General features: G+C 66.2%; 11 protein-coding genes. 8 read left to right on the top strand and 3 right to left on the bottom strand.

What is annotated here, in order from left to right; translation table 11 throughout:
• The first annotated feature begins 260 nt into the window (after positions 1-260).
• The 6 genes from E5E96_RS10385 to E5E96_RS10360 all read left to right on the top strand — a co-directional run bounded on the left by E5E96_RS10385 (position 261) and on the right by E5E96_RS10360 (position 6,094).
• On the top strand, positions 261-635 hold the full coding sequence (locus E5E96_RS10385; RefSeq protein WP_171282099.1) for a YacL family protein: 375 nt from the start codon (positions 261-263) through the stop codon (positions 633-635).
• A gap of 63 nt (positions 636-698) precedes the next feature.
• Positions 699-989: a hypothetical protein gene (locus E5E96_RS10380; RefSeq protein WP_011704604.1), complete on the top strand. Its 291-nt coding sequence runs from the start codon at positions 699-701 to the stop codon at positions 987-989.
• Between the two features lie 163 nt (positions 990-1,152).
• Positions 1,153-1,983: a CPBP family intramembrane glutamic endopeptidase gene (locus E5E96_RS10375; protein WP_171282098.1), complete on the top strand. Its 831-nt coding sequence runs from the start codon at positions 1,153-1,155 to the stop codon at positions 1,981-1,983.
• A 241-nt stretch (positions 1,984-2,224) separates the two neighbouring features.
• On the top strand, positions 2,225-3,784 hold the full coding sequence (locus tag E5E96_RS10370) for a PAS domain-containing methyl-accepting chemotaxis protein (protein WP_171282097.1): 1,560 nt from the start codon (positions 2,225-2,227) through the stop codon (positions 3,782-3,784).
• Positions 3,785-3,992: 208 nt separating this feature from the next.
• On the top strand, positions 3,993-5,309 hold the full coding sequence (locus E5E96_RS10365) for a sphingomyelin phosphodiesterase (protein ID WP_171282096.1): 1,317 nt from the start codon (positions 3,993-3,995) through the stop codon (positions 5,307-5,309).
• The gene (locus E5E96_RS10360) at positions 5,306-6,094 is read left to right on the top strand and encodes a hypothetical protein (protein WP_171282095.1); all 789 of its coding nucleotides are present in this window, start codon (positions 5,306-5,308) and stop codon (positions 6,092-6,094) included. The genes E5E96_RS10365 and E5E96_RS10360 overlap by 4 nt, the downstream gene beginning before the upstream one ends.
• 73 nt (positions 6,095-6,167) lie before the next feature.
• On the opposite strand, the gene E5E96_RS10355 is transcribed toward E5E96_RS10360, so the two are convergent.
• A complete protein-coding gene (locus E5E96_RS10355; RefSeq protein WP_171282094.1) occupies positions 6,168-7,661 on the bottom strand; it encodes an alkaline phosphatase D family protein in 1,494 nt (497 codons plus the stop codon).
• Positions 7,662-7,857: 196 nt separating this feature from the next.
• The gene (locus E5E96_RS10350; protein WP_171282093.1) at positions 7,858-9,078 is read right to left on the bottom strand and encodes a DEAD/DEAH box helicase; all 1,221 of its coding nucleotides are present in this window, start codon (positions 9,076-9,078) and stop codon (positions 7,858-7,860) included.
• A gap of 169 nt (positions 9,079-9,247) precedes the next feature.
• Between E5E96_RS10350 and E5E96_RS10345 the strand changes: the two genes are divergently transcribed.
• Positions 9,248-10,066, top strand: a complete 819-nt coding sequence (locus E5E96_RS10345) for a transporter substrate-binding domain-containing protein (RefSeq protein WP_171282092.1) — start codon at positions 9,248-9,250, stop codon at positions 10,064-10,066.
• A 67-nt stretch (positions 10,067-10,133) separates the two neighbouring features.
• Here the strand turns inward: E5E96_RS10345 and tpx are convergent, their stop codons facing one another.
• Complete coding sequence (gene tpx / locus E5E96_RS10340; RefSeq protein ID WP_016349389.1) at positions 10,134-10,634, bottom strand: thiol peroxidase; 501 nt, start codon at positions 10,632-10,634, stop codon at positions 10,134-10,136.
• Between the two features lie 217 nt (positions 10,635-10,851).
• Between tpx and E5E96_RS10335 the strand changes: the two genes are divergently transcribed.
• Positions 10,852-13,266 (top strand): zinc/cadmium/mercury/lead-transporting ATPase, encoded by a 2,415-nt coding sequence (locus tag E5E96_RS10335; RefSeq protein WP_171282091.1) that lies wholly within the window; start codon positions 10,852-10,854, stop codon positions 13,264-13,266.
• Positions 13,267-13,292: the final 26 nt, after the last annotated feature.

The raw sequence follows: 13,292 nt of genomic DNA, 5'->3' as shown, positions 1-13,292 counted from the left end.
CATCACGTTGGCCCAAGAAGAGAGGATCTTCATCGCCCGACTGACTATCTGGCGTGCGAGGGTATCGTTTAGCTGCATCACATCTCCAAAGCGGGGGCCGGACCGGCCACAAAGCGCCGGTATCGGGGCAAAGATGCCACATCTTCAAGACAAGCGAGGGGGGGCTCGCTAGAATAGGCCACTTTACGCTATATGCGCCCCGCCATGGAGCAGGATTTGCCCTGCCCATGACGACTCACCCTTTCGCTATGGACTGAACTATGGATTATGAATTTCGCCGCGATCCGTTCGGCGGTTATCGCGCCCGGTTCTCCATGGGCCATGAGGCCATCGGCCAGTGGCTGATCGACGAAGTGGGCAAGGACGAGGAGAAACTCGACGAGCTGTTCGTCATCATCGATCAGCTCTCCAGCCGGACTCGCGTCGAATACAGGCTGCTTGGCGGAGACTACTCGCTGCTGCTGACCCACGAGGAAGCCGAGGTGAAAGCCAACGTCCTCAATATCGAGCAGGATGAGGATCTCGACGATCTCGCCTACTACGATGATGAACAGCTGGCCATGTGCGGGCTGGAAGATTTTGCCCAGGTGCTCGGCTCCTGGCGCGCCTTTATCCGCAACGAGGATATGGGCTGATCGACCCCTCTGAAAAACGACATCGGGCAACCATGCCCCATTGCCTAACCAACAGGATTGACTATGTCTATTTACGATTTTGATGACGAGCTGCCGGAAGACGAGCAGGAACAACCGAAAAAAGCCGCCCCTGCCAAGAAGAAAGGCAAGCAGGTGCTGAACACCCAGGTCAACCTGAGCCCGCGCGATGCCAGCCGTCTGAACGGTATGCACGTCGAAGCCATCGCCACCCTGGACGACGTCAGCCTGCCGAAGAACGTCATCTTCAAGGCCGGCCTCATCGCCCTGGGCGAGCTGGAAGCCAGCAAGCGTGCCGACATCATTGCCCGGGTGATCGCCGAATCCGGCCGCTGAGACGCCTTGTCACCCTTGCCAAAACCGGAGCCCAGCTCCGGTTTTTTTATGGCCGCGTGCCCTGGCAGCTACTCGAACACGGGATCCGACCAGCTTATTAAGCCTTGTCTCATGGGATGTCCCATTGTTAAGGTGCGGGACTTTCATCGGCCTTGGAGACTCAATGTTACCTCTACCTGATTCACTCATCTGGGGAGCACTGGCGCTGGCCGTCTTGCTCTGTCTGGCCCGGCAACGGCTGCCCGGCTTCATCATGCTGGCCGTCGCCCTGCTGGCGGCTCTCGGCCTCGGCCACCTGAGCCCAGTCGCCCTGCTGGCCAGCGCGGCGGGCCTGTTGCTGGCCTGGCGCACCCCCTCCCTGCCCCAGCCCTGGCGCGCCGTCGCCCTGAGCGCCGTGCTGCTGTGGGCGGTGGCGCTGATGCTGCACCTCATCCCCGGTTTCACCAACCTGAAGGTGCTGGATCAGGTGCAGGCCGGCCCCGCCAGCGTGCCGTTCAACATGTACCTCAACCTGGACAAGCCGCTGGTCTTCTTCGGCCTGCTGCTGGCCTGGCCCGCCCTGCTGGGCCCGGGCGGCGCCATTCAGTGGCGCAGACTGGCACTGCTGCCGTTGCCGCTGGCGGCCCTGCTGATCGCTGCCTGGCAGCTGGGGGTCCTCAAGCCCGAGGTGGGCCTGCCCGGCTGGTGGTGGCTGTTTGCCCTCAACAACCTGCTGTTCACCTGCGTGGCGGAAGAGGCGCTGTTTCGCGGCTTCCTGCAGCAGGGGATCGCCGCACACAGCCGGCGCTGGCTTGGGGTGCTGGTGGCCAGCCTGCTGTTCGGCGCCGCCCACCTGGCCGGCGGCCCGCTGCTGGTGCTGTTCGCCGCACTGGCAGGCGCCTGCTATGGCCTGGCGTTCCTGCTGAGCGGGCGCCTTAGCGTCGCCATCGCGATCCACTTCCTGTTCAACTTCGCCCACCTGGCCCTCTTTACCTACCCGCTGGCCAGCCGCTGATCCCGGGCGCCCCCTGCGGGGCGCCTGCAACCTCCGCTCCCCCCCTTGGTGTACGCCAATCCTCCCTTTCCCATCCGCCTGCACAGATGCACCTTTCATTTGCACTATTTAGCTAAGCGAGAGTGGCGATTAATTGACCCAAGCCAAGATAGCGCGCTTGCTGCCCCCTAGAATGGGCCGGTAACAATCACAAAAAATAAAAATAAATCTATCAGTTACTTGGCTCAATCAGGATGCACTCATGACCACAACCCAACGGGAGGGGGAGATACGTTTCCCCGACCACCTGTCACTGATCTCGACGACCGACCCCGCCAGCCACATCACCTACGCCAACCAGCACTTCTGTGACGTGGCCGGTTATCACCCTGCCGAAATGGAGGGGGTACCCCACAATCTGGTACGCCACCCCGACATGCCCAAGGCCGCTTTTGCCGACATGTGGCAGCGACTGCGCCAGGGCAAAAGCTGGATGGGGCTGGTGAAGAACCGCGCCAAGAGCGGCAAGTTCTACTGGGTCAACGCCTATGTCACCCCCATCCTCAACGAACAGCGACAGATCATCGAGTACCAGTCGGTGCGCACCCGCCCGAGCGAACACGACATCGCCTGGGCGGAGCAGCTCTACGCCCGTATCCGGGCCGGCAAGGCGCTGCCCTGGCTGAGCCGGCTCGCCCTCGAACCCGGTCTGCTCACCCTGCTGCTGTCGGGCGGCGCCCTGCTCACCCTGCTGATGGCCATCATCAGCGGCAATCCGCTGTGGGGGGCGCCAGGCGCACTGGCCCTGCTGGCCCAGATGCTGCACAGCTGGCGCCTGCAGCAGCGGCTCAACCGGCTGGCTCATACGGCTGGCGAAGAGATGGGCACCCCGCTTTGCCAGGTGCTCTACACCAGGCGGCGGGACACCCTGGCGGCCCTGGAGCTGGCACTGCGCATGAAGCGGGCCGAGCTCAAGGCGGTGGTGGGGCGCAGCGCCGACACCAACCAGCAGATCCTGCAGGCTGCCGAAGATGACAGGGGCAATATCCAGACCATCGATATCCACCTGCAGCAGCAGCGGGCCCAGAGCGAGCAGCTGGCCGCCGCCATCACCGAGCTCAGCCACTCCATTCGCGATGTGGCGAGCAACGCCCATCAGGCCAGCGAACTGGTGGGCGAGGTGCAGCAGGTATCCGCCGAAGGATTGCGGGCGCTCGCCACCACCCAGTCCTCGGTCGATCAGCTACATCACGAGCTCGATGCCAACCACGCCGTGCTGGCCAGGCTGACCGGCGACAGCCAGAAGATCAGCGGGATCCTGGAGGTGATCAGCCAGATCGCCGATCAGACCAACCTGCTCTCCCTCAATGCCGCCATCGAGGCGGCGCGGGCCGGCGAGCAGGGACGCGGTTTTGCGGTGGTGGCCGACGAGATCCGGGCGCTGGCCCAGAAGACCCGCAGCTCCACCGGCGAGATCAACGAGATGATCCAGGCGCTGCAGCAGACGACCCGTCAGCTGGCCGACGGCATGAGTCAGGGCGCCCAGACCTCGGACCGCTGCCAGCAGCACGTGGGGACCACCGCCGAGGTGCTCAACCAGATCAACCGCATGCTGGCCCGGGTCACCCATACCAGCGACGAGATTGCCCAGGCCGTCAGCCAGCAGGCGGATGTCACCAGCACCCTGGACAAGGGCATCCACCAGATCCACCAGCTGGCCAGCCACACCGCCGACAACAGCCGCCAGGCCCTCGACGGCATCACCCTGCTGGTGGAGCGGCTGCATGCCCTCTCCCGCCTGATCAACCAGTTCCAGCACTGACCGCCTTGCAGGGGCGTGCCGCCCGGCACGCCCGCTTCACCCAGTTTGTCCTGACTTCCCCCGTCCCTTTGGCCGTTGCCAACTCCATGGGTTAACACCTCCCCATATGGGGCCTTTCATTTATTTGTAACAAAAATGTAAATGAAATGACCTCTGTGCCCGCCATAACAGTCACTTTCCAGCGTGCCTCCACCAAAAGGACTTCATGATGCACAAACCCCTCAGTTATGCCGCCCTGCTGCTGGCCAGCCAGTTTCCGCTGCAGGCGCTGGCCGACACCGATGTCTACCTCACCAACAACAGCCCGGATCCAGTCCAGCTGGAGATCCGCCAGAGCGGCTCCGGCCAGCTGCAGGCCGGCAGCCAGTGGCTTCAGCACAGAACCGAGCTGGGCCCCTGGGAGAGCGCCATGGTGCTCAGCTTCAACCGCTACGAGGGGGTGAAGGCGGGCAAGAGCTATCTGTTCGAAACCCGGGTCACCACCCCCGGCGGAGACATCTATCGCCTCAACCAGAAAATGGAGGGCACCTGGTGGAACAGTACCCTGCAACACGGTGGCGAGACGCCGGCAGACAACTCCGGCTGGCAGAGCGATCGCGCCATCCACCGCCTGAGCGGGCCGCAGGAGCTGGCCTTTGCCGCCAAGTTCACCGGCCGCTATGACGATCTGCACTACATGCTGACCCCGCCCAGGCAGGTGGAGCAGCCCGAAGCTGACGAAGCCAGGTTGAAAGTCGCCAGCTACAACGTCTGGGCGCTGCCGGTGATCGCCTCCAGCATCGGCGAGCGGCTGGCGCTGCTGCCCGAATACCTCAAGGGCTATGACGCCCTGCTGTTGCAGGAGGTGTTCGACGGGCGCCGCGAGGGCTTCCTGCAGGCACTGGCCAAGGAGTACCCGTACCAGACCAGGGTGCTCGACAAGCCGGGGGTCAACATCCACGACGGCGGCGTGGTGATCGTCAGCCGCTACCCAATCGTGCGCGAGGCCCAGCTGGTCTATCCCCAGTGCACCGGCACCGACTGCTTCGCCGACAAGGGGGTGATGTATGCGGAGGTGATCAAGGGGGGCAAGGCCTGGCACCTGTTTGCCACCCACACCGCCAGCTTCGACACCGACGAGGCGCGCCGGCTGCGCCAGATCCAGTTTGGCCAGATCCGCACCCTGGCCGCCAGCCTGAAGATCCCCGCCAGCGACACCGTCATCTACGGCGGCGACTTCAACGTCAACAAGCGCAAGTTTGCCGACGACTACGCCGGCATGCTGGCCAACCTCAACGCCGATGAGCCCCGTTATGGCGGCTACACCGAGGCCACCTTCGATCCCAGGATCAACCCCTATGCCGGCGGTCCGCTCTCCGGCGGTGCCAACGTGGAGTACCTCGACTATCTGGTGGTGAGCCGGGAATACGGCGCCGTGCGCCACAACCTCAACAGCGTCTGGATCCCGCGCAGCAGCGATGGCAGCCTCTGGCCCGCCAGCAACCTCTCCGATCACTTCCCGGTCAAGGGAGAGATCAGCCGATGAAGCGCCGCTACGGCTTGCTGGCACTGGCGATGCTGGCCTTGTTGCTGCTCAACCTAAGCTGGCAGGAGGCGCCAACGCGGCCAGCACACACCGGCCAGAGCGCTCAGCCAGCCGCCGCAGAGGCGCCACAGACACAGCCGCCACTGGCCCCAGCTACCGGCCCGGTTGCCGCCACCACCGTGCCAGCCGGCCCAGCACCTGCGCCTGCCAGCTGGCGCGACTTGCCGGACGAGATGAACCGGCAGCTCGCCAGCGAGGTAAGCGACAGCGAGCAGCCGCTGGCCGAGCGGCTGGCCAATCTGGAGGCGATAGAGGCCCAATGGCTGAGCGAGGGGGAGAGCCTGTTTCGACTGCAGGGGCGCTACGCCCTGGCACTCGAGCAGCTGGCGCAGGAGCACGAGCAGCTGCCGCTGGCCGAGCGACTGGCCGCCCTCACCCGCTTGCAGGATGAGTGGGCGGCGGATCATCCGGATCTGGCGGCGGAGCTGTTCAACCCGGCTGCCCGCTTGCAGCAGGCGCGACAGCTGTGGGGGGACGAGGAGCTGGCGACCCTGGCTCGCCACTTCCTGCCAACCGGGCAGGCCGAAGCGACCGTGCAGTTTGCCGCCAGCCGACAACAGCAGCTGGCGCAGCGCAGCCACTACCAGCAGCAACTGACCGAGCTGGAACAGCAGCTGGCGGCCAGCCGGGGCAACATGGACGAGGCAAGCTGGCAGCAGCACAGGGAAGCGGCACTCGGCCAGTTTCGGCGCGATTTCTTTGCCCAGACGCCGGAGCAGCCCTGAACAGACTACGGCTCGGGGGATCTGACCCCGACAAGAAAAAGGGCCCGTCAGGGCCCTTCGCATTTTCCCGCCATCAGGCAAGCGGGTAACTGGCCGCCAGTCCGTTCTCGCAGTGCCAGTTGGCCCACAGCTTGTTGTCGGTGCCCATCAGCAGGGTGGCGAAGTTGCGGGTACGCAGGTAGACGGGAGCGCCGAACGGCTTGATAAGCTCGGCGCGGATCAGCCGGTTCTCGTCGAGGTATTCGGCATCGTCGTTGGTCATGGCGAGGATCCCCATCCACTGGAACTGGGTGGGACAGGGGTGGACGATACCGGAGGAGACCAGCTGGTGCACGTTGAGCACCCCGTCCCGCTTGTCCTGGATCACCCCGAGGCAGCCCACGTGCACGTCGCCGGAGAGGATCAGGGTCTTGCCGCCGGCATCCTGCTGGCGCCGGATCCTGGCGTTGTCCAGCAGCCGCATGATGAGCCGGGCCCGCTCCCCCTGATGATCCTTGGCCCGCCAATGATCCTTGAGATCGTCGGTCAGCTCCTCCTCCCAGGGGGTGGCATCCAGCGCCGCCTCGGTGAAGGAGAAGTCGCGATAGACCACGGGCACCCCCGCCAGCACCAGCAGGTGGCCCGCGTCGCAGGCGGCCAGCGCATCGTTGATCTGATCCCACTGGGACGGGCTCATCACCTGGGCGCGGGTCCGATTGGCCCGGTTGTCCAGCGCCAGGATCTGGTAGCCCCGAAAACTCAGCCGCCAGGAGTGGTGGCCCAGCTTGACCGGGTCCAGCAGGGAGACGTTGGCAACGGATCGCAGCTGGAACAGCCGGAAATAGCGGGACGCGGCGGCATAGATGACCCGGTAGACGTCACAGCCCTGCAGATTGGCTGGCGACTCGGGATAGCTGCCCCAGCCATCGAAGATGTCGTGGTCATCCCACATCATGGCGCTCGGGATCCGGGCCAGCAGGCGCGCCACCTCGGGCCGCCCCCACTGTTTGCAGTAGAGATCGCAGTAGAAGCGATCGAGCTGCTCCTCCATGGTGCGAGTGGCCTTGCGTTTGACCTTCTCCGCCATGTCCAGCTCGTTCCAGGCCTTGAGGCTGGGCACCGTGGTCCAGAGGGAGTCGGCATAGACCTGATCGCCCCCCATCAGCAGCAGCGAGAAGGGGTGCGTGGCGTGCTCGGCGGCCAGCTTGTCCCACATCACATAGGGCTGCGGGGTGGAGGTGAGCAGCTTGAAGTCGGAAAAACCGTTGCAGGAGGCGTACCCGATGCGCACCCGCTCCGCCGACCCAGGCAGATGAAACTGCCAGCGATCCCCACCGGCCAAGTCCCGGGCGGGCTCCCCATCCAGCAGGATCTGGTACTCCACGCTCGAACCCGCCTCGGCCGGTGTCGCCGTCCAGCTGACCCGCCAGAAGCCGCCCCTGGGGGTATCCGCCTGCTTGCCGGCAACCAGCAGGCTGCCGTTGATCCTGACCCCGGCGCCCTTGCAGTCAGGCCCCGCCAAAAAACAGATGCTGTATTGTGTCTCCGCTTCGAGCCCCAGCAGGGGCCCCATCACCAGACTCGCCATTGCCTATCCCTCCGTGGTTGAACCCATGGAGCATAGTGAAACGGGCGTCCTTTGGTACTGCCCAAGCGGGCAGTCCATCTTGGGTCAGGCTTGCCCTAGCCCTTGCTCTTGAACTGTTTCGCGCTGCGCTTGGCCTAGGTGCGGCGTTGTGATCACCTTGTTTGTCGCGAAACGGAGCAAGGCGGCAGCAATGACCTCAGCCCTTGCTCTTGAACTGTTTAGCGCTGCGTTTGGCCTGGGTGCGGCGATTGGCCTGCTTGTCACGGGGTGCGCGCTTGCCCTCTCCGCTGGCTGGCTGATCGGTGACCGGGAAGCCGGCGAGCTCCGCCAGCGGCAGCTCTCGGCCGGTGAGGGTGCGGATCGTCGCCAGGGTGTCGGCCTCGCCATGGCAGGTGAGCGAGATGGCAAGCCCGCTGCGTCCGGCCCGGGCGGTGCGGCCGATGCGGTGCACGTAGACGGGGGCGCTGGCGGGCAGATCCAGGTTGATCACCAGCGGCAGCGCCTCCACGTGAATGCCGCGCGCCATCAGATCGGTGGCCACCAGCACTCGCACCTTGCCCGCCTTGAAGTCGCCGAGCGCCTGTTCACGCACCGCTTGCTCCTTCTCGCCGTGCAGGGCCGCCACCGCAATGCCCGCCTTGGCCAGCTTGCGGGCCACCCCGTCGGCGTCGTCCCGCGCGCTGATGAAGACCAGCACCTGCGGCCACTCGTGGGCCTTGAGCAGGCTGATGAGCGCCGGCACCTTGCTGCTCTTGTTGACCAGATAGAGGCGCTCCTCGATGTCGTCGGCCACGCTGTTGCGGGGATCCGCCTCCACCCGCACCGGCTCGGTCAGCAGACCGGTCGCCAGCGCATCCAGCTCGGCCGGCAGGGTGGCCGAGAACAGCAGGGTCTGACGCTCGACCGGCATGGCATTCAGCAGCCACTGGATGTCGGGCCAGAAGCCCATCTCCAGCAGCCGATCCGCCTCGTCCAGCACCAGATGGCGCAGCTGGCTCAGACCCAGCAGTTGCTGGGCCAGCAGATCCCGCAATCGCCCCGGGGTCGCCACCAACAGTTGCGGCCCCAGCGCCAGTTCGGCCTGTTGCAGCTCCTGCGCCACCCCGCCGCACAAGGTCACCAGCCGCAGACCCAGCCCGGCGGCCGACCCCTGCAACGCCTCGCTCACCTGCACCGCCAGCTCGCGGGTCGGCACCAGCACCAGCCCCTGCACCCGATCGCAGGCCGGATCGAGCCGTTGCAGCAGCGGCAGGCCGAACGCCAGGGTCTTGCCGCTGCCGGTGCGGGCCAGCGCCAGCAGATCCCGACCCACCAGCGCGGCGGGAATGGCCAGTTGCTGTACCCGGGTCGGGCACTTGAGGTCGGCGGGCAGGGTCGCCAGCAGGGCGGGGGCGAGGGCAAGTTCATCAAAAGTCATGGGGCTACGCAGCTATCGACAGAATAGGGAGGTGGGGGCGAAGTCTAGTGAGCGGCAGACCATAAGTAAAATCCCATCCATCGCGGTCACGGGCCCACTCACGGCCCGCCATGCGCAAAGCGGGCCTGACTACACTACAGGGAACCTCCCCCGGGGACGTGACCAGACCATGACCAGACATCCCTCTCTGCTGCTGTTGTTGCTGCTTTGCCTGACGGGGCTGACCAGCCTAAGCCTCTCTCGCGCCGACACGGCTGCCGCTCCCGCCGCCAAACCGGTACGCATCCTCAACGCCCACCTCGGCGAGCTGCCGGGGCTCATCAACGCCGACAAGACCGGCCCCTTCGTCGATCTGGTGCGCGCCATCGATGATCTCTACCCCGAGGTGAGCATCCGGATCACCATCTACCCCCTCGCCCGGGCCATGGCCGGGGTGATCGCCGGCACCGCCGACTTCAGTCTGCCCGCCATCCGCAATCTGCAGGATGCCGACCTGCTGCCCTATCGCTTCAGCACCCGCAGCTTCGGCCAGGTCACCCACGTGCTCTACAGCAATACCGACCACCTCATCACCCCCGACATGGTCTACGGCATAGTGCCCACCAAGCGGGACCTGCTGATCGAGGCGACCCCCGGCTTTCTGCCCATTCCGCTGCAACGGTCGATGAGCATAGAGCAGTCCCTGCGCAAGCTGTCCCGCGGGCGCATCGACGCCTTCATCTGGGCTCAGGAAGAGGCCGACCTGATGCTGCGCCAGCTCAAGCTGACCAACATTCACCGGGAACACCTGGGGGATTTCGAGGATGTCTTCATCATCGCCAAGGGGCCTGCCGGGGATGAAACGGATCGTTTCCTCGGCGAGGCGATCGACCGGCTCGCCGCCTCCGGCAAGCTGGCAGAGATCTACTCAAGGCTGCACCGCCCCTATGTCGAGTGGCAACCCCACCCCGACCCCCTGCCGGCCGCTGATGGCAACAAGACGCCCTGACGGCGACCACCCATAAAAAAATCCCGCCGGGGCCATGCCCCGGCGGGATTGTTGTCAGTCTGCCTGCTTACAGTACGGCCAGGGCGGCAGCGTAGTTCGGCTCATCGGCGACTTCGGCCACCAGCTCGCTGTGCAGCACCTTGTTCTCTTCATCCAGCACCACGATGGCGCGGGCAGCCAGACCCACCAGCGGGCCGGAGGAGAAGGCCACGCCGTAGTCCTGCAGGAAGGCGGCACCACGCAGGGTGGAGAGGGTCACGACCTTGTCCAGCCCTTCGGCGCCGCAGAAGCGGGACTGGGCGAACGGCAGGTCGGCGGAGATGCACAGCACCACGGCGTTGTTCAGCGCGCTGGCCTGCTCGTTGAACTTGCGCACGGAAGTGGCGCAGGTCGGGGTATCGACGCTCGGGAAGATGTTCAGGATCTTGCGCTGACCGGCGAAGCTCGCCAGGGTCAGATCGGAGAGATCCTTGGCCACCAGGGAGAACGGCTTGGCCTGCTCGCCGGCAACCGGGAAGTGACCGGCGACGGAGACGGGGTTGCCTTGCAGGGTAACGGAATTGCTCATGTTATGTCCTTGATTATCGAGGGAGGATCAGGCCCTCCAGTATAGGCCCGCCGGGCGGGGACAAACACCCGCCAACCACAGGGATATCGCCTCTGCCGGCAGCCTGTTGCGAGGAGCGGGAGAAAGGGGCTTGACCTTGGACTTAACACCAAGGTTTACACTCGGCTCAGTTATCGAAGATCTCGCACCGGCGGGATCCATCCAAGAGGGACTCATCATGAGCAAATCCTGCTGCAGCCATCAACACGCCGCCGCCCCCATCAAGGCCGTCAGCAAGAGCGCGGCGCCCCAGGCCGAGCACCAGCACGACAGCCACTGCTGCGACCAGGCCGCACCGGTCAGCTGCTGCGCGAGTCAGGCCCCCCATGATCATCAGGATCATGCCGCCAGCGACGCTCCCGAAGGGGAAGAGCCCCCCAGAGGGGGTTGTTGCGCCACTCCGCCGCCCGCCCATAATCATGCCCATGACGGGGAGCACGACCACCATGAGCATGCCGTCGCGGCAGAACCTCCGCTGGACGCCCCCGAGCAGAACAGCCGCCGCCACAGCTGGCAGGTGCTGGGGATGGACTGCCCCAGCTGCGCCCGCAAGATAGAGACCGCCGTCAGCCGGGTGAGCGGCGTGCAACAGGCCCGCGTGCTGTTTGCCACCGAGAAGCTGGTGGTGGATCTGGCCCCCGGCCTCTCCCCCGATCCCGTTACCGCCGCCGTGCTGGCCGCCGGCTTCCAGCTCAAGGGCGAGCGCAGCGGCAAGCAGGAGCCTGGCCGCGAACGCGGCCCGCTGCAGACCCTGCTCGCCAAGTATTGGCAGCCGCTGTCGCTGGCCGGCCTGATGCTGGTGGCGGCCCTGCTGCCGAGCCAGGTCGGTCAGCCGCTGTTTACCCTGGCCACCCTGTGGGGGCTGTGGCCCATCTCCCGCAAGGCGTGGGCGCTGACCAAGAGCGGCTCCCCCTTCGCCATCGAGACCCTGATGACGGTCGCCGCCGTGGGGGCCCTGTTCCTCGGCGAAACCGCCGAAGCGGCCATGGTGCTGCTGCTGTTCATGCTGGGCGAACATCTGGAGGCCTACGCCGCCGGCCGCGCCCGCGCCGGGGTCACCGCCCTGATGGCACTGGTGCCCGACAAGGCGCTGCGCATCCGTACCACTGCCGAGGGCGAGGTGCGGGAAGAGGTGGCGGCAGACCAGCTGCGCCCCGGTGACATCATCGAAATCGCCCCGGGTGCCCGCCTGGCCGCCGATGCCCGCCTGCTCGACGCCCTCGGCGCCTTTGACGAGAGCGCCCTGACCGGCGAATCGATCCCGGTGGAGCGCCGCCAGGGTGACAAGGTCCCCGCCGGCAGCCTGGCGGCGGATCGGGTGCTGCGCCTCGAGGTAGTGTCCGAGCCCGGCAACAACGCCATCGACCGCATCCTGCATCTCATCGAGGAAGCCGAGACCCAGCGCGCCCCCATCGAGCGCTTCATCGACCGCTTCAGCCGCTGGTATACCCCGGCCATGATGCTGGTTGCCCTGCTGGTGGTGCTGGTACCGCCGCTCGCCTTCGGCCAGAGCTGGGACGAGTGGGTCTATCGCGGGCTGGCGCTGCTGCTGATCGGTTGCCCCTGCGCCCTGGTCATCTCCACCCCGGCGGCGGTCACCTCGGCGCTGGCGGCAGCCACCCGGCAGGGAGCCCTCATCAAGGGGGGCGCCGCGCTGGAGCGCCTCGCCCACATCGATACCGTGGCGTTTGACAAGACCGGCACCCTGACCCTGGGCAAGCCGCAGCTGACCGAACTGGTGAGCCTCAATGGCCAGCCGGAGGCCGAACTGCTGGCACTGGCGGCAGCCATCGAGCAGGGCTCCCACCACCCGCTTGCTCGCGCCGTGGTGACGGCGGCCAGCGAACGGGGCCTCAGCCTCGCCGCGGCCCAGGAGCTGCGTGCCCTGCCCGGCATGGGCGTGGAAGGTCGCATCGACGGTACCCTCTGGCAGCTGCTGGCGCCGAGCCGGGTCGCCACCCTGGATGCCGCGATGCAGGCCCGGGTCGCCACCCTGGAGCAGCAAGGCAAGACAGTGGTGGTGCTCGGTCAGCCTGACGCCGCCCCGGCCGCCCTGCTGGCCCTGCGCGACCAGATCCGGCCAGAAGCGGCGGCGGCGCTGCAAGAGCTCAACCAGCTCGGCCTGCAGAGCATCATGCTGACCGGCGACAACCCCCGCGCCGCCGAGGCAATCGCCGGTGAGCTCGGCATGGGCTGGCGCGCCGGCCTGCTGCCGGAAGGCAAGGTCGATGAAATCGCCAAGCTCGGCCTCAGCCAGAAAGTCGCGATGATTGGCGATGGCATCAACGACGCGCCGGCCATGAAGCGGGCCAGCATCGGCATCGCCATGGGAGGCGGCACCGACGTGGCGCTGGAGACCGCCGATGCGGCGCTGACCCACAACCAGCTCGGCGGGGTCGCCGCCATGATCCGGCTCTCCCGCGCGGCACTGGCCAACATCCACCAGAACATAGCGCTGGCGCTGGGGCTCAAGGCCATCTTCCTGGTCACCAGCCTGCTCGGCATCACCGGCCTGTGGATTGCGGTGCTGGCCGACACCGGCGCCACCGCCCTGGTCACCGCCAACGCCCTGCGCCTGCTGCGCAAGCGCTAAGCCGGCCATTGACGGCACAACCAACA

This window comes from Aeromonas sp. 1805, assembly GCF_013085525.1.
GTDB lineage: Bacteria > Pseudomonadota > Gammaproteobacteria > Enterobacterales > Aeromonadaceae > Aeromonas > Aeromonas hydrophila.
Note: the sequence above shows the minus strand (reverse complement) of the source record. Positions and strands in the feature narration are given on the sequence as shown.

What these genes read in the sequence shown, in the direction of transcription:
- E5E96_RS10375 (WP_171282098.1), top strand. Translation starts at nt 1,153, where the DNA reads ATGTTACCTCTACCTGATTCACTCATCTGGGGAGCACTGGCGCTGGCC.
- E5E96_RS10355 (WP_171282094.1), bottom strand. Translation starts at nt 7,661, where the DNA reads ATGGCGAGTCTGGTGATGGGGCCCCTGCTGGGGCTCGAAGCGGAGACA.
- E5E96_RS10345 (WP_171282092.1), top strand. Translation starts at nt 9,248, where the DNA reads ATGACCAGACATCCCTCTCTGCTGCTGTTGTTGCTGCTTTGCCTGACG.
- E5E96_RS10385 (WP_171282099.1), top strand. Translation starts at nt 261, where the DNA reads ATGGATTATGAATTTCGCCGCGATCCGTTCGGCGGTTATCGCGCCCGG.
- E5E96_RS10360 (WP_171282095.1), top strand. Translation starts at nt 5,306, where the DNA reads ATGAAGCGCCGCTACGGCTTGCTGGCACTGGCGATGCTGGCCTTGTTG.
- E5E96_RS10365 (WP_171282096.1), top strand. Translation starts at nt 3,993, where the DNA reads ATGCACAAACCCCTCAGTTATGCCGCCCTGCTGCTGGCCAGCCAGTTT.
- E5E96_RS10370 (WP_171282097.1), top strand. Translation starts at nt 2,225, where the DNA reads ATGACCACAACCCAACGGGAGGGGGAGATACGTTTCCCCGACCACCTG.
- E5E96_RS10335 (WP_171282091.1), top strand. Translation starts at nt 10,852, where the DNA reads ATGAGCAAATCCTGCTGCAGCCATCAACACGCCGCCGCCCCCATCAAG.
- E5E96_RS10380 (WP_011704604.1), top strand. Translation starts at nt 699, where the DNA reads ATGTCTATTTACGATTTTGATGACGAGCTGCCGGAAGACGAGCAGGAA.
- tpx (WP_016349389.1), bottom strand. Translation starts at nt 10,634, where the DNA reads ATGAGCAATTCCGTTACCCTGCAAGGCAACCCCGTCTCCGTCGCCGGT.
- E5E96_RS10350 (WP_171282093.1), bottom strand. Translation starts at nt 9,078, where the DNA reads ATGACTTTTGATGAACTTGCCCTCGCCCCCGCCCTGCTGGCGACCCTG.